Here is a 19,030-nt window from a genome sequence, read left to right on the forward strand (position 1 = left end):
TGGAAAAGGTGAGGATAACAATAAGAATCCTTCTATGTTTCAATGAGAATGATGCCGCAAGCCAAACTCAAACATAGGAGGCAGTTCAAATGGACAATAAAAGTTTATCACACACTCGCTGGAAATGCCAGTACCATATCGTATTCATACCCCAATATAGAAAGAAGACATTGTATGGGAAGGTGCGATAAGACGTAAAGGAAATACCCACAACATTATGTAGATACAAAGATGTTGAAATTATTGCAGGAGCAGTATGTTTAGATCATGTACATCTTAGTGTAGCAATACCGCCTAAAATAAGCCTTTCGTCATTCATGGGATATCTAAAGGGAAAAAGTACCCTGATGGTATATGATAGGCACCCAGAATTGTAAAGTAAATGGGATAAGGCATTCTGGGCAAGAGGCTATTATGTAGAAACAATCGGTAATACTACCAATGAAGCAGTACAAAAATATATAAAAGAGCAGGCCGAGGAATCAAGAAGAGAAAATTTCGGAAGTACCGTTTTATAGCAGACCAGTAAAAATGCCTGCGATACCGCCCTTTGGGGCGAGCAGTAACAATGCCCCTCTGGAGGGGCAAACATAGACCACCACTTGAAGTGGTGGTTACAGACTGTAGACAAAGTCGCCATTCTGTAGAATTCATGGCATAACGCCATAAATTCTAGTCACCGAAGGAAGAACTGCCGGTTTTCTCGCGCAAGGGCTAAAGCCCCTGAAAATCGGCAGTTCAGCATTACGGCGGAAGTGAATTCCACCTATGTGATTTGAAATGAGGGTTACACCCTCAAATTCCTGATATAAGGAAAATATAGTTTGCTAACTTGGATGTAAAAGCAAAGAAAAGTCCGCTGAAGGAGTGGAAAGGAAAAATACATGATTAGTTATAAAGAATTTGAAATCATCAATACTATGCTAAAGACGGATAAAATGATTAATAATATTCCGAAGTATGTTTACACAAATGTTCATTATTATGCGTTTAAGTCTCAAAATGAAGTCGCGGAGCTTGTAGAAGGGTTGAAGGTTAAGGGCTATATTGCAGAGGGGTTAGTTACTAGCCTTGGAAAAAAAGAAATCGAACCTTTGAAGGTTAAGAATGCAGTTATTTTGGCGGCTGGTGGCGAAGACATCTCCGCGAAGTCTGTCTATTCTATGCCAAAGGGGCTTTTTATGAAGAATGGTGAGACTCTAATCGAGCGGCAGATTCGACAATTGAAGGAAGTTGATATCAATGACATTACAGTGGTCATTGGTTATAAGCAGGAGTTGTACTTTTTTTTAGTTGACAAGTGGGGCGTGAATCTTGAAATTAATCCTGATTTAAAGAAAAATAATATATATTCTCTCTACATTGCGAGGAAATATCTTAGTTCAACCTACATCCTCAATTGCGATAATTATTTTGAAGAGAATCCTTTCTCTAAGTATGAGTACAATGCTTTTCATGCGACGGTTTATAAAGAAGATGCCCGCAATGAGCTGTTGGTAAAGAAGAATACTTCTGGGCGTATTTTGAAGGTATACAGCGGAGTAAAAAAAGGCGAGTGCATATATGGCCATGCCTATATTGATACGGATTTGAGCAGAAGACTTGTGCGTTATATGGATGAGGAAATGGATGACTTCCGGGTATCGGTCCTTTTTTGGGAAGAGTTTATTTCTCGTCATGCAGATGATCTGGACATATATGCACGAGAATACTCGGCAGACTTCTTATTTGAGTTTGACTCCATTCAGGAAATACAGAACATAGATGGATTGTTCCTCGGAAACGTTAGCGGTTGGATCAATAATAAGATCTGCTCGGTGCTGAATTGCACGGAAGATGAGATCTCTGATATAAACGTTCTTCAGAAGGGGCTCAGTAATATTCTTTTTACTTTTGTGGTCAGAGGTGAGCATTATATTTTCCGCTACCCAGGAGACAGCACGCATTTTTTTATTTATCGAAAGAATGAGTGCGTTGCTCAGAAACTTGCGGCCAAGGCTCATGCTGATGATACTTATATTTATATCGATGAGCAAGGGGCAAAGATTTCTAAATTCCGTGAGAATTGTATCGACCTTCATAGTATCTATTATCAGGATGTAGAGCTAATGAAACGAGTGGCAAAGAAGATACGGGCCTTCCATGAGGAAGGCTATGATATGCCCGGATGGGAAGAGTTCAATTATGATCCCTTGGTACAAACTGAGCGCCTATTTAAGGAAGCATCGAGAATAAAAGGCGATCTTTTTAAGATCTTTGAGAAAGAATGGACAATGATCCGAAAACTGCAGAAGTATGCGGATATGGATGGTATAAAGCATACCATGTGTCATAATGACATTAATATTGATAATATACTCTTAACGGAGACAACATTAGATATTATTGATTATGAATTTGCAGGTTACAATGATCCAGGATACGACTTTGGCCGTGTGATTGCCGGTCTGGAGTATGAAGTGGATGAGCCAAAGATACTAGATATCCTGGAGTCTTATTTCGGGCGTCCGGCCACAGAGATAGAACATCTTCATTGGATGGCGTACTCAGCGATTCACAATTGGTATTATGTTGGCTGGGCACTTTACAAGGAAAGCATCAATGAAAGTAGCCGAGATTGGATGTTGTTTTTCTTTAAGCAGACTAATAAGCTCGCAAAATGGTGTCTACCCAAGTATGAGATAATGTATGGATCCATAGATTAATAATATACATTCATTCAAAAAGAATCTGAAAAAATTTGTTTTCTTACATGAAAAATCGTATAAATAAATGACGGAAAATAGTGTGCTTTCAATACTTTTTGGTAGATGCATAATAAACTTAGACATTACAACAAAATACAATACGTAAAAGTTGACATAAAAGTATTTGTTTGGCCTGTTGTATTAAAAACTGATAAGTATACTTTAACCATTATTATCTTATATAGTAGTATGCTAAAATCATTTTTTCTAATTTCCTTATATCTGCTATTATAAAAGCGTCATGAAATGGTATCAATAGCAAGATACCATTTCATATTTAATTAGCAATAAGATATTGGGGACATAATTATTAGTTCATAAAAATTATGCATTAAATCCAGAATTTTATATTAAAGAATTAGTTTAGTTTATATGCAATTAGATACACTTGCTTACTTTTAATTGATGAGACATTTTGTTTTCAATAACTTTATGAAGAGGTTGCTGTTTTGTGAAATGTTTTTATGCGCACTTCACGAGGAAACTTAGTGTTGTCGTTTTAGAAAAGGAATTATTTATTTTTATGTATTGCGTGGGGAAAGGGATCCATAACTGCTCATTTGCTTGTAATTAGTAGTCTATTGAACGAAAAACTATAAATATCCCCATTTTTGTGTATGACATTATAGGAAGGAATGAAAACCAATGGATTCTATAAACAGTATTAAGATAACTAATACGCTAGCCACCTATCACCACCACCTGCTAACCGAAGAAAAATCCCCCACCACCATCACCAAATACCTCCGCGACCTCCAAAAATTTCTCACCTACACCGCGGACCGCCCCATCACCAAGGAACTGGTCATAACCTACAAAGAGGAACTAAAACAACAATATGCCACCGCCAGCATAAACTCCATGCTGGCTTCCCTCAACCACTATTTCGATTTCGCCGGCCTCTATGACTGCAAAGTCAAACAAATAAAGCAACAACGGCGAGTCTACTGCCCGGAGGAAAAGGAACTGTCAAAAGAAGAGTACTATCGTCTCATAAAAGCAGCCCAGGACCTGCAAAAAGATCGTCTATCCTTAATCATCCAAACCATCTGCAGCACCGGCATCCGCATCAGCGAACTGGAATGTATTACAGTCAGGGCCGCACAAAGCGGAGTAGCCGAAGTCAACTGTAAAGGTAAAAGCCGGCAGATATTCATCCCGCATAAACTAAAAATGATGCTGCTAAGTTATATCAAGAAGCAGCAAATCCGGCAAGGCCCTATATTCATAACCAAGCAAGGCAACCCCATCAACCGAAGCAACGTATGGCGGGAAATGAAAAATCTGTGTGAAATAGCCCAGGTGAGAGAAAACAAAGTCTTTCCCCACAACCTCCGCCATCTTTTTGCAAAGACCTACTATAAGATGGAAAAAGACATCTCGAAGCTTGCAGATTTACTTGGACACAGCAGTATAAACACCACAAGAATTTATATTATATCATCGGGAGAAGAGCACAGACGGCAAATCGATAAAATGAAATTACTATTATAAGAAATGCGGAAGAACGAATAAATACTAAAACAATACTGTTAATTACAACATAATATAGATTATGTCGTATTATACACCTAAAAGTCTAAAACGTCTATTGGAAAGTTAATATTTTCTAAAATATTTATTAAAATTTAAATATCACTTCTTTGTAAATATCCATTTAATTCCCATATTATACCAATTAAGTTTCGATAATGCAATATTATCGCATGTTGTTTTTTATTTTAATCTCATTAATGCATATTTATAATTTACAAAATAATCCAATATTTACAATTTTTACCATCCCATATTTACAATATTCCCCTTTTTTCTTAACCATATCAAAAAAAATTCCATATCTATTTATTTAAATTTCCAAAATCCAAAAATCGCACAACATAATCTATATTATGTGGTTTCTTTTACAACATAATCTATATTATGTTGTTACCCCATTAAATCATACCAATATTATGTTATTTCACCTGACACTGTTAATGTAGGGAGCAGATCAATGTTACAGCCAATAAAAGGGATAATCGACATCCATACTCATATTATCCCCAAAGCAGATGATGGATCCAGGTACCTGGGAGAAACCAGATACCTGCTGAAGGAGGCATATGCCCAGGGTGTCCGTGGAGTGGTTGCTACGCCGCATTATATCCGAGGACATAATAAAATGAGCGCCAGCCAGATTTTGGATACTTTAAAAAAAGTGAAAAAAGCAGCAAGTGAGATTGCCTCAGATTTAACGATTTATTCCGGTGAGGAGTTATTTTATCAAGAGGAAATAGTGGAAGCGCTGCAGTCCGGCCGGGCTTTAACGCTGGGAAATACCAGATATGTTCTAATCGAATTTTCCACTTCTGTTTCATATAAAGATGTGTATAAGGCAGTACGCCACCTTACTCTGGCCGGATATATTCCGGTACTGGCACATATTGAACGATACTCCTGTTTGAGGAAAGCCGGATGCATTGAGGAACTGATTCAGGCAGGTGCTTATATGCAGATGAATTATGGCAGCTTGACAGGGATTAGTCATCCGGTCGATCGGCTGTGGTGCAGAAGGGCAGTAAAAGAAGGTAAAATTCATCTGCTGGGAACGGACATGCATCGCCTGGATTACCGCCCGCCGGAACTAAAAAAAGCAGTGGAATGGCTGCAAAAGGACTGCGGAATGGAAACGTTTAAAAGGCTGACCTACTATCAACCTAAAAAACTTCTGAACGGTGAATTGATTTAAAAGATTTAACGTTCCTAATAAAAGAATAATTAGCAAGTAAGTAAAATCTTTAAGTAATAAGAAAAACAGTAAGTAATAAGTTAAAAAGGTAAGTAAGAAGATAGATTGATAGATTAATAGGTAAGAAGATAAATTAGAAAGATTAACTTAAGGAAGAAAAGGGCTTTAGAAATGGAAAAGATGTACACAGAAGACAAAGAAAAGATAGAGATTGATCTGCGCGAACTACTTTTTGAACTGAAAAAAAGATTATGGCTGATTATCGTGGCGCTGATTCTGGGAATTGGCATTGTGGGCGCCGGCAGCGCATTTTTAATAACTCCCCAATATAAATCGGAAGCGAAGTTATACATATTATCAAAGGAAACAACCCTGACTTCTCTGGCGGATCTGCAAATTGGAAGTCAGCTTACACAGGACTATAAGGTGTTGGTCAGCAGCCGTCCGGTTATGGAGGGGGTAATCAATCATCTTAATTTAGACTATTCTTATAAGGAACTGGCCGGTAAGCTGACTGTGGAAAACCCGCAGAATACCAGAATTTTATCTTTAACAGTGCGGGATGAGAATCCCTATATGGCCAAACAGATTGTAGATGACATCGCCAACACAGCCTCCGACTACATTGGAGAAATTATGGAAATGGTACCACCGAAAATGATTGAAGATGGTGTGGTCGCATCTGAGCCGTACAGTCCCAGCATAAAGAGAAATGCACTACTCGGAGGAATTCTGGCAGTGTTTTTAATCTGTGCACTGATAGCGGTTCGTGTTGTCTTTAACGATACGGTCAAGAGCGAAGAGGATGTCGAAAGATATCTGAGTATGCCTGTACTGGCTGTTATACCGAAAAAGAGGGAAAAAGGCAAGAAAAAAGAAAAAAACAAATCAATGGAAGAAGCTAAAAAGGAAAAGACGATAAAGGAAGAGGAAAAATGGGATAAGTCCCTGGAAAAAGGACTTAAAGAGGAAGTAAAGGGACATAAAGAGGAGGAGCAGATAAATGGATAACGAAGTCTTTTTAAAAAGAACGGCAATAGAAGATTATCAATATAATGAGGCAATGAAAACACTTCGTACGAATATCCAGTTTTCGGGTACAGGTATCCAGGTTGTCATGCTTACCAGTTCGGTTCCCAGTGAAGGGAAGAGTGAGACTACGTTTCATTTGGCGGCGTCCCTGGCTCAATTGGATAAAAAGGTTCTTTTAATTGACGCAGACATCCGTAAATCTATTCTCGTAACACGGTATCAGCTGGATCGGAGGGTAGATGGCCTGTCCCAATATCTCAGCGGACAAAAAAAATTGAATGAAGTAGTTTATACGACAAATCTGCCGAATCTGACTATGATTTTTTCCGGTCCCTACTCTCCTAATCCGGCAGAGCTGTTGGCAGAACCGCTTTTTGATAAATTAATTGGATGGGGGAGAGAAAACTTCGACTACATCATAATTGATACGCCTCCAATGGGGAACCTGATCGATGGTGCAATTATCGGACGCAATTGTGACGGTGCAATACTGGTTATTGAGAGCGGCAAGATTAGCCATCGTCTTCTTCAGAAAGTGAAGGGACAGCTCGAAAAGAGCGGGTGCCGGATTTTAGGCGCGGTGCTGAATAAGGTAGATGTCAGACAGAACAGTTACTACTATTATGGGAAATATGGAAAATATTACGGAAAAGAATATAGTAACAAGTCATAAATAGCTTGTGATACAACAAACTGCAGCAGAAAGCTGCCAGGGAGAATATAGTGAAGCATGAGTAAAAAGAAGGATGAATCTGCCGAAAAAGAACTGCATGATATTAGAAAAAAGAACCCGGCAGAGAATATAAAGAAGCAAAAGTGGCCGATTGTTTTATTGGTATTTTGTATAGCAGGCGTTTTTTTAATGTTTGCGAACCAAAATTATTTGCAGAAAAAAACGAAAAAATTGGTGGAGGCCGGAAATACGGCCGAAGCCGCCGTTTCTTCAGGGACAGCATCGAAAGAAATCATCGAACTGGATGGAAACAAATATAGAAGAAACACCTCAATCCGCGCGATTCTTTGTATTGGTGTGGACACAGAAGGGGATATGGAACAGAAAACTGCCTCCGGAATGGCTGGACAGGCAGACGGCCTTTTTCTGGTGGCCCAGGATATGGCCAGAGACACGGTCAGGATTTTAATGATTCCCCGAGATACAATGACGGAGATTACTTTGTTTGATTTAATGAGAAATGAGCTGGGAAAAGATGTCCAGCATCTGACTCTGGCTTATGCTTATGGAGACGGCAGGGAAAAGAGCTGCGAGCTCCTTTCGGAGGCTGTCTCAGATTTATGTTTTGGAATACGTCTTGACGGATATCTGGCAATGAACGTCAGTTCCATCTCTCTCTTAAATGATGCGGTAGGAGGAGTAACCGTTACCGTAAAAGAAGAAGGGCTGGAAGTAAGGGATCCAATACTTAAAAAAGGAAACACCGTACACTTAAACGGAAAGCAGGCAGAGATTTTTGTGCGTTACCGTGATATTACGAAGTCACAGACGGCTCTCAGCAGGATGGATCGACAAAAACAATATATGCAGGCCTATTTTGAAACCGCTAAAGAAGAGGCGGGAAAGGACAATGAACTGATAACAAGGCTTGTCAATGATATAGAAGAACACATGATTACTAATATGGCTAAAGACCAGTATCTCGATATGGGCCTGGCAGTCTTAAACAGCCAGCAGCAACTGGGAGAAAATGATTTCTTATCAATACCGGGCCAGGCGGTAGAGACGATCAATTTTGATGAATTTTACCCGGACCTGGATGAATTGAAACGGATCATAATAGAACTGTTCTACAAAGAAATATAACAGGAAAAGCGTGATACGGATGCCTAACGGCAATAACTAGCAAAATGCTATTTATTGATAAAAATTAGAAGAAAGGAAGGGTGATGTGACATGAAGAGGAAAATCGTAGGAGTGTTAACCGCTGCTGTCCTGATGACACAGCCTTTTACAGCTCTGGCAGGCTCACGCTCGTCTCAAGGCGTACCTACGCTCAGTAGTTCGACGCAGTCGATGATCAGTGGTGAACTGAATGCAAGTTCAGCTCCAACTGGTACTGCCGGCAGTTCAGTTTCGCTCAGTACAGATCGTAGTGTTTACGAGAATGCCGGAATTGCCTGGGATGTAATCGAAAAGATTAACACCATCAATGCAGGCGTAGAGCCTCTGTACCGCACAATCGGAACGAACAATATGGTTGGTTATGTTCCTTTAGCACCGGTGCAGGCAGCAGTTGTCAGCGGTTCCACCACATTAAGCCTGTATGTTCCAAACCTGGTAGAAGGTCTGAATGATGTTCAGATTCTGTACTACAATCAGGCAACACGTACATGGGAACTGATGGCTCCAACCAGCATCAACTATGCAACAAAAGAAATTTCCGTTACTTTAAGCGGAACAACACCATTTACCATTGTTTATAAAAAATAAACTTTGGTAAGTGAGACTCAGGGACTGCCCCAGTTATTCTTGGGGCAGGTTCCCGACCTTACGTAGAATTAAGAGAAAAATTTTCGCGGGATTACTTAAAAGAATCACATCTGTATAACGATGCTAATGGATTCTGTATGAACCCAAAAACCGGCTTAATTATATAACGCGGAATTAATATATATGAAAAAAATGGAAGGATATAAAAAAGTTTATGAAGGGGATTATTCTTGCCGGAGGCTCCGGCACCCGCCTTTATCCGTTGACGAAAGTAACTTCCAAACAACTGCTTCCTATTTATGACAAACCGATGATTTATTATCCCTTGTCGGTACTGATGGAAGCGGGGATCCGGGATATTCTGATTATTTCCACACCGCAGGATACGCCCCGTTTTCAGGAATTGTTGGGAGAGGGAAAAGCCTTTGGCGTGAATCTGGACTACGCTGTTCAGGCGTCACCGGATGGCCTGGCTCAGGCCTTTCTGATTGGAGCGGATTTTATAGGAACTGATTCGGTAGCAATGGTGCTGGGAGATAACATTTTTGCTGGCCATGGATTGAAAAAGCGTTTGAAAAAAGCGGTCCGCAATGCATCAGAGGGAAAAGGGGCAACGGTATTTGGCTATTATGTGGATGATCCGGAGCGGTTCGGTATCGTTGAGTTCGATCAAACCGGTAAAGCAGTTTCGATTGAAGAAAAACCGGAGCACCCTAAAAGCAACTACTGTGTTACAGGACTTTATTTTTATGATAACAGAGTAGTGGACTATGCGAGACAACTTAAGCCGAGCGCGAGGGGAGAATTGGAAATAACTGATTTGAACCGGATTTATTTGGAGGCGGAGCTTTTGAACGTGGAACTGCTGGGCCAGGGATTTACCTGGCTGGATACAGGCACGCATGAAAGTCTTATAGATGCAACCAACTTTGTAAAAACAGTGGAAAGTCATCAGCACCGGAAAATTGCCTGCCTTGAAGAGATCGCCTATCTGAATGGCTGGATCTCCAGAGACGATGTGTGGTCCGTTTACGAGAGCATGAAAAAGAATCAGTACGGTCAATATCTGAAAGATGTCCTGGATGGCAAATATATCGATGTTCTTTATGAATGAAAAATGTATGAAAGACATTTACGTCGGTTGAACATAGGGAGAATTTTTACAAAGGAAGAAGAGGGAAGAGAGTATGAAAATCATTGTGACCGGCGGAGCTGGTTTTATTGGAAGCAATTTTATCTACCATATGCTTAATACGCATCCTGACTATCAGATTGTCTGCATGGATTGTCTGACCTATGCAGGAAATTTATCCACATTGGAAGAAGCACTGAAAAATTCAAATTTTCATTTTTATAAGACAAATATCTGTGACAGAAATGCAGTTTATAACGTGTTTGAAACGGAACATCCGGATATGGTTGTCAATTTTGCTGCTGAAAGCCATGTGGACCGGTCAATTGAAGAGCCTGAGGTTTTCCTGGACACCAATATAAAAGGAACGGCTGTTTTAATGGATGCCTGCCGTAAGTTTGGTATGGTGCGCTACCATCAGGTTTCTACCGATGAGGTTTACGGTGATTTACCTCTGGATCAGCCTGAGTTGTTCTTTACTGAAAGCACTCCGATTCATACCAGTTCCCCATACAGTGCCTCTAAGGCCGGAGCAGACCTGCTGGTTCAGGCATATCACCGCACATTTGGACTGCCAGTGACCATCAGCCGTTGTTCCAACAATTACGGTCCCTTTCATTTCCCGGAAAAACTAATACCACTGATGATTGTAAATGCGCTGGCTGATAAACCGCTTCCGGTATATGGCAAAGGGCTGAATGTCCGCGACTGGCTGTATGTGGAAGATCACTGCAAGGCTATTGATTTAATCCTTCATAAGGGGAGAATCGGCGAGGTATATAACATAGGCGGACACAATGAAATGAGAAATATCGATATTGTTAAAATGATTTGCCAGGCACTTGGCAAACCGGAGAGTCTGATTACTTATGTGACCGACCGAAAAGGCCATGATATGCGGTATGCGATCGATCCGGAGAAGATAAATAGCGAACTCGGCTGGTTTCCGGAAACAAAGTTTGCAGACGGTATTCAGAAAACGATTCGGTGGTATCTGGACAACCGTGAGTGGTGGCAATGCATCATTACCGGTGAATATCAGAATTATTATGAAAAAATGTATCGTGATAGATAGAATACCAGCGGGAACCGCTGCCAAGGGAAAAGTCAGGAGGATATACAAATGAGTATTTTAGTTACGAGATCTTCAATGCCGGAATTAGATGAATTTGTTGAGGAAATCAGACCCATATTCGACAGTCACTGGTTAACTAATATGGGACCCGTTTATAAAAGATTTCAGCATCAGCTGAAACAGTATTTATCGGTTCCAGAGTTATCTCTCTTTGTAAACGGCCATATGGCGCTTGAAATTGCAATTCAGGCATTAAAACTCACAGGTGAGGTGATTACTACCCCATATACATTTGTTTCGACGACTCATGCAATAGTGAGAAACGGGCTGAAGCCGGTGTTTTGTGATATCAAGCCGGATGATTACACGATGGATCCGGAGAAAATTGAAGAGTTGATCACTGATAAAACTTCGGCGATTATCCCGGTGCATGTTTATGGGAATATCTGTGATGTGGAGGCGATCGAGAAAATTGCAAAAAAGCATAATTTGAAAGTGATTTATGATGCGGCACATGCGTTTGGCGTTACATATAAAGGTGTTGGAGTCGGTAATTTTGGCGATGCGTCTATGTTCAGCTTTCACGCGACAAAGGTCTTCCACACGATTGAGGGAGGAGCGATTGCCTTCACAGATGAAAATTTGAAAAACCCGTTGCATTGTCTGAAGAATTTTGGCATTACTGCCGAGGATATTATTGAGGAAGTAGGAGGAAATGCAAAGCTGGATGAATTCCGTGCCGCAATGGGAATCTGCAATCTGCGCCATGTCGATAAGGAAATTGAGAAAAGGAAGATGGTATACGAGCGTTATGTCGGCCATCTGAATGGAATAGACGGACTTACGTTAATTAGGTACAACAAAGACATCAAACCAAATTATTCCTATTTTCCGCTTTACATTGACGAAGATAAATTCGGTAAAAATCGTGAAGCGGTTTATAAAAGACTGTGTGAAAATGATGTTTTCTCCAGACGCTATTTTTATCCGGCCACGAACGATCTGGACTCATATAAAGGTAAATTTGCCCATGGAGAGACACCGGTATCAGAGAGGGTTTCCAAAAATATCCTGACGTTGCCTATGTATGCGGAACTGGCAATGGAGGATGTCGATCGGATTTGTGATTTGATTTTATCGTTGAGACAGTGACGAATTTAAACTGTCTGAAAAAGGATTACGGTAAGAGGGGGCAGAAAATGGGACATTTAAAACAAACTCCACATTATTTCGGAGAATTGAACGAAAATTTTATCAGCCCTTTCGCGGCGGGGGAATTAACAATAAAGCAAACATTCTATGTTAAATATGTAAAGCGGCTGATCGATATTGTATTCTCGCTGACTGCAATACTACTTACTTTTCCGGTGAATCTTTTGATAGCGGTAGCCACTTTTGCGGATGTGGGAAGACCCATTTTTTTCGTTCACGAAAGGCCTGGACTGGGAGAAAAGCCCTTTAAAATGGTCAAATTCCGAAATATGACTAACGAGACAGACGAAAATAATGAACTGCTGCCCGCATCGGAGCGTATCACCAAGCTGGGGAAATTTCTAAGAAAGACCTCACTTGATGAGCTCCTGCAATTCTGGCTCATCTTAGATGGTAAGATGTCAATCATCGGTCCAAGGCCTTTATTGATGAAATATCTTCCAAGGTATTCAAAACGTCAGCATCTGCGACACGCGGTCCGTCCAGGGTTGGAATGTCCCCTTCCTGATTATCGAAAAGAGAATATAACCTGGGAGGAACGTCTGGAGAACGATGTTTGGTATGTTGAGAATATCAGCTTTAAAACAGACTGTATCATGATTTTTAGACTCATTAGACTTGTTTTTAATAAGAAAAGAGCAGGAATTAGAAGCGAAAAAATCGACGGAGAATTTACGGGAGAAGAGAATTTACAGAACTCTAAAAATAGGGATGATCAAATTGCATAAAAACTGGATATGAAGGATTGAGATATGAAAAAAATAGTTTTATTTGGGGCCGGAGGTTTCGCGAGAGAAACAGCCTATCTGATAGAAAGGATTAACCATGTTAAGCCAACCTATGAACTGCTGGGATTTATCGTCGATGATGCCTATTATAGAGATGGACTAAAAATTAATGGTTATCCGGTCCTGGGAACCAGGCAGTGGCTTTTTGCCTATAAAGACAAGGTAGTCTGCACCTGTGCGATTGGTGAACCAGGCCCTAGAGAGGCCATTCAGGAAGAACTGGAGCAAAAAGGAATTCAATTTGAAACCTTGATCTCTCCGGATGTAGAGCTGCATGATACGGTGGAAATCGGAAATGGCTCAGTCATTGCCCATGGCGTTATGATGACCGTGAATATAAAAATTGGAAAAGGGGTGGTGATTAACGGATGCACAACCCTTGGACACGATGCTGAGGTTGGTGATTACGCATGTGTGATGGGTGGCTGCGGACTGGCAGGTTATGTAAAGATCGGACGGAGGGTGAAAATAGGAGGCCATGCATTCATTGTGCCTCATATCTCAGTAGGAGATGACGCGGTTATAGGGGCTGGAAGCGCGGTATTTGCCAAGGTAAGAAGCGGAAGACGGGTACTGGGGAATCCGGCAAAGCGATTTGAAGTTTAAGGGGGATTTGTATGGAAATTCAACGGTTCGAGTCGGATATGATGGCATCCAACATGTATCTGCTGTCGGAACACGGACACAAGATCGTAATTGACCCCTGCCGTGATACGGATCCAGGTGTAAATTCAAAGGTCGATGCTTTGATACTTACCCATGAACACTATGACCATATTTCCGGTGTTAACGCGTGGAAAGAAGCATACGGCGCCCCTGTAATTTGCAGCAGGCCATGTGCTGTTAACATTGCGACTTCCAGAAAAAACATGAGCCGGTATTTTGAGGCATTCAGCCAGATGCAGACCTATGCCAGACAGGATGAACACGTTTCCATAGAGAAAAATTATCATTGCACTGCGGAATTTACATTTGACGATTATTTACGCTTTTACTGGTTTGACAATCTTTTAGAAATTTTTGCGCTGCCTGGACATTCGGATGGGAGTATCGGTATTTTGGTGAACAAAAACCATTTCTTTTCCGGGGATAGTCTGTTTATGGAGCATGAGGTGGAGTTGGGATTTCCGGGAGGAAGCCGCGAGAAGTGGGAACATGTTTCCAGAGGACGCATCACGGCCTTGCCGGAAGGTATTACGGTTTATCCCGGGCATTATGATGAGTTTGTACTAAGGAGGAAGAAATAAAATGTCTTATTTTGAGATTAATGACATAAAGATCGAAGCAGTTTCTTGCGCAGTACCGGATAACAGGGTTACGGTTCAAAGTTTCGAGTCTGTTTTCGGTATGGAGGCCTGTAAAAAATTCACCGAAAGTACTGGGATACGGGAAATGTACAAGGCACTGCCGGAACAGACAGCAGGCGATTTGGCTTATGCCGCCGCTGAAAATATGTTTGAGAAAATTGAAACAGATCGAAACAAAATAGGAGCGCTTGTATTTGTTACGCAGTCTCCAGATTATCGGAGGCCTGCAACAGCCTGTGTTTTACAGAAGCGGCTCGGTCTGCCTCGGGGTTGTGCCGCCATGGATATTGGCCTTGGCTGTTCCGGGTTTATCTATGGGCTTCAGACTGCTGCATCGCTTATGGCAACATCAGATATGGAGTATGCATTGATATTGGTAGGGGAAACAGCGTCAAAACTTGTAAATCCACTTGATAAATCAATTGTAATGATGTATGGAGATGCCGGTGCGGCGATACTTCTTAAGCGGGAAGAGGGAGTCAAACTGAAAACCTTACTGAAGAGCGACGGTAACAGGTTCCAATCAATTGTACTTCCGGCTGGAGGGTTCCGTGATATGAATCCGTCCCATGATACTTTTGTGTGCAGCGACGGCATTGAAAGATCGCTCTACGACATCTTTATGGATGGGACATCTGTATTTTCCTTTTCTATTAACGATATTCCGGAGACCGTGAAAGAATATCTCAGCCTGACTGAAACAGAAATTGGAGATTACGATTATTTGGCCTTTCACCAGGCCAACCAGTTTATCTTAAAGCAGATAACACGCAGGTTGAAAGCACCGAAAGAAAAAGTTCTGATTTCACTGGATCGTTTCGGGAATACGGGAGGTATGTCGATACCGTTAACACTGTGTGATCATTTTGGAAGTGAAGAAGATGGGAAAAAGAAAATTCTAATGAGTGGATTTGGTATCGGACTGTCCTGGGGAGTAACTTCCGCGGTATTGGATACAAATAATATTTTTCCTGTAATCCGTACGAAAGATTATTATGCGGAGGGTAAATTCGAACCGGGAAAATATTAAGACAGGAGATAGAGCAATGAATCAATTCGTTGATTTAACCGGTAGGAAGATCCTGATAACAGGTGCATCCTCCGGCATTGGAAAGCAGACGGCCATGACACTTAATGGACTGGGTGCAGATGTAATTCTGGTTGCAAGAAGAGAGGAAAGGCTGAATGCGGTTCTTAGTGAGCTGGAAGGCGAAAATAACGCTTATTATGTCTCGGACTTGAGCGAAGTGAACAGGATAGAACATTTGTTTAAGCAAATTGCAGAGGAACAGGGAAAGTTGGATGGGATGGTTTACGCAGCAGGAATTGCAATCTATACACCGTTGAAGTTGTTTAAACCTGATAAAATTCAAGAAGTTTTCAATATCAATTATTTTGGTTTTATAGAATCGGTCCGTCAAATTTGCAAAAAAGGAAGATACAATGAGGGAATGCGGATTGTCGGAGTATCTTCTGTTGCGTCTATGCGTGGTGACAAAGCGCGCCTGGCCTATTCAGGTTCTAAAGCCGCTATGGATGCCTCTGTCCGTTGTATTGCCACGGAGGTATATGATAAAGGGATTTGTATTAATACTGTAGCACCAGCGATGACGGAAACAGAGATGTACCTTGAATTTATGAAAACGAACGGAATGAGCAGTCCTAAAAACAGAGGAACTCTAGAACGCCAGTATATGGGGGTTGGAAAACCGGAAGATATAGCAAATGCAATTGCGTTTTTAATCAGTCCCGCAGCCCGTTTTATCACAGGTATTACATTGCCGGTTGACGGTGGGATGACTACGTCCTGATGGCAGGCGCGGAGAAAACCAGCTGGCCGGTGAAATTAAAATAAAATATACGACAGGAGGAAATGATGATGAGTGAAAAAGAAAAATTAGCGCTGTTGGAAGAAACATTGGATTTAGATGAGGGAACCCTTACTCCGGAAATGAAATTAGCTGATATAGAGGAGTATGATTCGATGGCGAAACTGTCTTTAATTGTTATGATGGATGACGAATGTGGAGTAAAACTTACAGGCGATGTCGTGAAAAACTTTCAGACAGTCGCAGATATTCTAGATTATATGAAGTAAAACAGCTATGTGGAGGATAGGTATGAATAACAGAGAACTTTATGATGATATATTTGCTAACGTATTTACGGTAGATAAAAGCGAATTGGGAGAAGATTTCGTTTTTGGAAAAGTAGATAAATGGGATTCCGTTGCCCACCTGAATTTGATTTCAGAATTAGAAGATACGTTTGATACGATGTTTGAGACAGAAGACATCCTTCATTATGGCTCTTATCTCAATGGTCTGGAAATTTTAAGGAAAAACGGCGTAGAAATCTGAGGAGGATTTAGTGAATGGAAAAACTTCTCGAAGAAAAAATTTGCCTGATTACAGGTGCGGGAAGAGGGATTGGAAGGGCAATCGCAGAGCTGTTTGCCGAATTGGGAGCTACGGTGTATGCAAATGATTCAAGGGAAGGCTGTATGGATGACTGGATTCGGGAATTTGATGAAAATCTCCCGGGAAAGATACGCGCCGCTTATTTTGACATAACAGATGAAGCGGCGGTGAAAACGGCAGTGATGCGGATAAAAAAAGAATGCGGCCGGATTGACGTTCTTATCAACAACGCCGGGGTGGAGTTTAACGAACTTATTGGCATGATCAGCAGGAAAAATATGGATATGATGTTCAATGTGAATGTGATTGGAACCATTAATATGCTGCAGACAGTCGGCAGAGTGATGTGGAGGCAGCCCGGAGGGGGAAGCATCGTGAATATTTCTTCTATGGTCGGAGTCCGGGGAAACCGCGGCCAGCTGGTATACTCGGCAACCAAAGGTGCAGTTATTTCACTGACTAAATCGGCAGCCAAAGAACTGGCTGAAAAGAAAATCAGGGTGAATGCCATAGCTCCTGGCCTTACCAGGACACCAATGATGGAACAGGCGGATCAGGACAAATTGGAAGCCAGAATTAAAAATGTTTGTATGGGGAGACTGGCTGAACCAAAAGACATAGCCCGGGCATGTGCTTTTTTTGCATCTGACTTGTCGGAATATGTATCAGGACAAACGCTGGCTGTTGACGGCTGTACAATAATGTAAAGGTGGAGGTTTACTATGTTTTTAGATATAGAAAACATTGAAAGAAATAAGACAGCAATACATGATGACAGCGGAACACAGCTGACTTATGGAGAATTGTGCGATTTTATCACAGAGATGGAAGAACTGAACCTGATGCGCAGCGTCGTATTCTGCCTGTGTGAAAATACAGCGGGGGCTTTGGCCGGAATTGCCGCATTTGAAAGTGTCAGGGTGGTGCCGCTTTTATTAAGCGCAGCAATTGATTCCTCTTTGCTGGAAGAACTGGATACGATGTATACACCGTACTATTACTGGATTCCCGATGCTCAGAAAACGCGTTGTAAAGGCGATGTAATTTATTCAAAATATGGCTACAGTCTTTTAAGATCAAAATATGATGTCTATCCAATTCATGAGAAGCTTGCTTTACTGATGACAACTTCCGGTTCCACCGGCAGCCCTAAGCTAGTCAGGTATAAGTATGGAAATCTGGAAGCAAATGCCAGGAATGTAGCAGCTGTTTTTGGATGGACGAGCGATGAGAACTGCATTATGGATTTACCTGTGCAATATACGATGGGGCTGAATGTAATAAACAGTCATTTCATAGTCGGAGCCACGGTTCTACTGATTAAAAACAATTTGATGAGTACAGAATTCTGGGATTTTATAAAAGAAAACCATGGTTCAAATTTTACCGGCGTACCTTACAGCTATGAAATTATGATGAAACTTAAGTTTACCAGAATGGATCTGCCTGATTTAAAAACTTTATCGGAAGGCGGAGGAAAACTGACCGACGAGATGTTCAAAACGCTGGCAGAGTATTCGGAAAACGCTGGCAAACGTTTCTGTGCTACGTTTGGCACGACGGAGACAAGCGCCAGAATGGCGTATTTACCGCCGGAAATGGCAAGAGAGAAAATCGGCAGCATTGGTAAAGCAATTCCTGAAGGTGAACTGTTTCTGCTGGATGTAAACGGAAATGAAATAGTGGAGCCGGAGGCCCAGGGAGAATTGGGATACCGCGGTCCGAACGTCACTATGGGATACGGGATCTGCCGGGAGGATTTGCTTAAAGGCGATGAGTGGTCCGGCGAATATCACACAGGCGATATTGCAAAACGTGATGCGGAGGGCTTTTACTACATAATTGGAAGAAAAAAACGGTTTTTAAAGCTGTTTGGGCTTCGTATCAGCCTGGATCAGTCGGAACGGATCATAAAAGAAGGATTTAATTGTGAATGCGCCTGTACCGGAAATGATGAAAAAATGAAGATTTTCATCGTAGACGGAGCGCTGAAGGATAAAATTCCGGCTTATCTTGCTGAAAAATTGAACTTAAATGCCTCTGCATTTGAAGTGAAGGTTATAGAGGAGCTTCCCAAGAATGAGTCAGGAAAAATCTTGTACAAAAATTTGAATTAATTCCGGCAATTTAGAAAAGGCAGTAG

General features: G+C 41.3%; 19 protein-coding genes and 1 pseudogene. All 20 read left to right on the plus strand.

The window, feature by feature from the left end; translation table 11 throughout:
- Nucleotides 1-89: 89 nt before the first annotated feature.
- The 20 genes and pseudogenes from tnpA (at nucleotide 90) to V3C10_10465 (ending at nucleotide 19,004) form a co-directional block, all read left to right on the plus strand.
- A pseudogene (tnpA, locus tag V3C10_10370) lies at nucleotides 90-594 on the plus strand (IS200/IS605 family transposase).
- Nucleotides 595-884: 290 nt separating this feature from the next.
- Nucleotides 885-2,705 (plus strand): phosphotransferase, encoded by a 1,821-nt coding sequence (locus V3C10_10375; GenBank protein ID WVP64180.1) that lies wholly within the window; start codon nucleotides 885-887, stop codon nucleotides 2,703-2,705.
- Between the two features lie 687 nt (nucleotides 2,706-3,392).
- Nucleotides 3,393-4,241: a tyrosine-type recombinase/integrase gene (locus tag V3C10_10380; protein ID WVP64181.1), complete on the plus strand. Its 849-nt coding sequence runs from the start codon at nucleotides 3,393-3,395 to the stop codon at nucleotides 4,239-4,241.
- A 499-nt stretch (nucleotides 4,242-4,740) separates the two neighbouring features.
- Nucleotides 4,741-5,475 carry a CpsB/CapC family capsule biosynthesis tyrosine phosphatase gene (locus tag V3C10_10385; GenBank protein ID WVP64182.1) on the plus strand — a complete coding sequence of 245 codons (735 nt, stop codon included), beginning with the start codon at nucleotides 4,741-4,743 and terminating at the stop codon, nucleotides 5,473-5,475.
- A gap of 171 nt (nucleotides 5,476-5,646) precedes the next feature.
- The gene (locus V3C10_10390; protein ID WVP64183.1) at nucleotides 5,647-6,486 is read left to right on the plus strand and encodes a Wzz/FepE/Etk N-terminal domain-containing protein; all 840 of its coding nucleotides are present in this window, start codon (nucleotides 5,647-5,649) and stop codon (nucleotides 6,484-6,486) included.
- Entirely contained in the window at nucleotides 6,479-7,180 is a 702-nt protein-coding gene (locus V3C10_10395; GenBank protein WVP64184.1) for a CpsD/CapB family tyrosine-protein kinase, read from the plus strand. Before V3C10_10390 ends, V3C10_10395 begins: the two co-directional genes overlap by 8 nt.
- 57 nt (nucleotides 7,181-7,237) lie before the next feature.
- Nucleotides 7,238-8,326, plus strand: coding sequence for an LCP family protein (locus V3C10_10400; GenBank protein ID WVP64185.1), 1,089 nt, complete (start codon nucleotides 7,238-7,240; stop codon nucleotides 8,324-8,326).
- Between the two features lie 90 nt (nucleotides 8,327-8,416).
- Nucleotides 8,417-8,953 (plus strand): hypothetical protein, encoded by a 537-nt coding sequence (locus tag V3C10_10405; protein WVP64186.1) that lies wholly within the window; start codon nucleotides 8,417-8,419, stop codon nucleotides 8,951-8,953.
- A gap of 214 nt (nucleotides 8,954-9,167) precedes the next feature.
- Nucleotides 9,168-10,067, plus strand: coding sequence for a glucose-1-phosphate thymidylyltransferase RfbA (gene rfbA / locus V3C10_10410; GenBank protein WVP64187.1), 900 nt, complete (start codon nucleotides 9,168-9,170; stop codon nucleotides 10,065-10,067).
- Nucleotides 10,068-10,140: 73 nt separating this feature from the next.
- Complete coding sequence (rfbB, locus tag V3C10_10415; protein WVP64188.1) at nucleotides 10,141-11,160, plus strand: dTDP-glucose 4,6-dehydratase; 1,020 nt, start codon at nucleotides 10,141-10,143, stop codon at nucleotides 11,158-11,160.
- A gap of 48 nt (nucleotides 11,161-11,208) precedes the next feature.
- A complete protein-coding gene (locus tag V3C10_10420; protein ID WVP64189.1) occupies nucleotides 11,209-12,312 on the plus strand; it encodes a DegT/DnrJ/EryC1/StrS family aminotransferase in 1,104 nt (367 codons plus the stop codon).
- A 47-nt stretch (nucleotides 12,313-12,359) separates the two neighbouring features.
- Complete coding sequence (locus V3C10_10425; protein ID WVP64190.1) at nucleotides 12,360-13,100, plus strand: sugar transferase; 741 nt, start codon at nucleotides 12,360-12,362, stop codon at nucleotides 13,098-13,100.
- Between the two features lie 24 nt (nucleotides 13,101-13,124).
- Nucleotides 13,125-13,766: a NeuD/PglB/VioB family sugar acetyltransferase gene (locus V3C10_10430; GenBank protein ID WVP64191.1), complete on the plus strand. Its 642-nt coding sequence runs from the start codon at nucleotides 13,125-13,127 to the stop codon at nucleotides 13,764-13,766.
- Between the two features lie 11 nt (nucleotides 13,767-13,777).
- Nucleotides 13,778-14,407: an MBL fold metallo-hydrolase gene (locus tag V3C10_10435; GenBank protein WVP64192.1), complete on the plus strand. Its 630-nt coding sequence runs from the start codon at nucleotides 13,778-13,780 to the stop codon at nucleotides 14,405-14,407.
- A 1-nt stretch (nucleotide 14,408) separates the two neighbouring features.
- Complete coding sequence (locus V3C10_10440; protein WVP64193.1) at nucleotides 14,409-15,497, plus strand: ketoacyl-ACP synthase III; 1,089 nt, start codon at nucleotides 14,409-14,411, stop codon at nucleotides 15,495-15,497.
- 16 nt (nucleotides 15,498-15,513) lie between these two features.
- Nucleotides 15,514-16,278 (plus strand): SDR family oxidoreductase, encoded by a 765-nt coding sequence (locus V3C10_10445; protein WVP64194.1) that lies wholly within the window; start codon nucleotides 15,514-15,516, stop codon nucleotides 16,276-16,278.
- Between the two features lie 62 nt (nucleotides 16,279-16,340).
- On the plus strand, nucleotides 16,341-16,565 hold the full coding sequence (locus V3C10_10450; protein ID WVP64195.1) for an acyl carrier protein: 225 nt from the start codon (nucleotides 16,341-16,343) through the stop codon (nucleotides 16,563-16,565).
- A gap of 22 nt (nucleotides 16,566-16,587) precedes the next feature.
- Entirely contained in the window at nucleotides 16,588-16,827 is a 240-nt protein-coding gene (locus V3C10_10455; GenBank protein WVP64196.1) for an acyl carrier protein, read from the plus strand.
- A gap of 14 nt (nucleotides 16,828-16,841) precedes the next feature.
- A complete protein-coding gene (locus V3C10_10460; GenBank protein WVP64197.1) occupies nucleotides 16,842-17,594 on the plus strand; it encodes an SDR family NAD(P)-dependent oxidoreductase in 753 nt (250 codons plus the stop codon).
- A 15-nt stretch (nucleotides 17,595-17,609) separates the two neighbouring features.
- Nucleotides 17,610-19,004 carry an AMP-binding protein gene (locus V3C10_10465; GenBank protein ID WVP64198.1) on the plus strand — a complete coding sequence of 465 codons (1,395 nt, stop codon included), beginning with the start codon at nucleotides 17,610-17,612 and terminating at the stop codon, nucleotides 19,002-19,004.
- The last annotated feature ends 26 nt before the right edge of the window (nucleotides 19,005-19,030 follow it).

Source organism: [Clostridium] symbiosum, assembly GCA_036419695.1.
GTDB lineage: Bacteria > Bacillota > Clostridia > Lachnospirales > Lachnospiraceae > Otoolea > Otoolea symbiosa_A.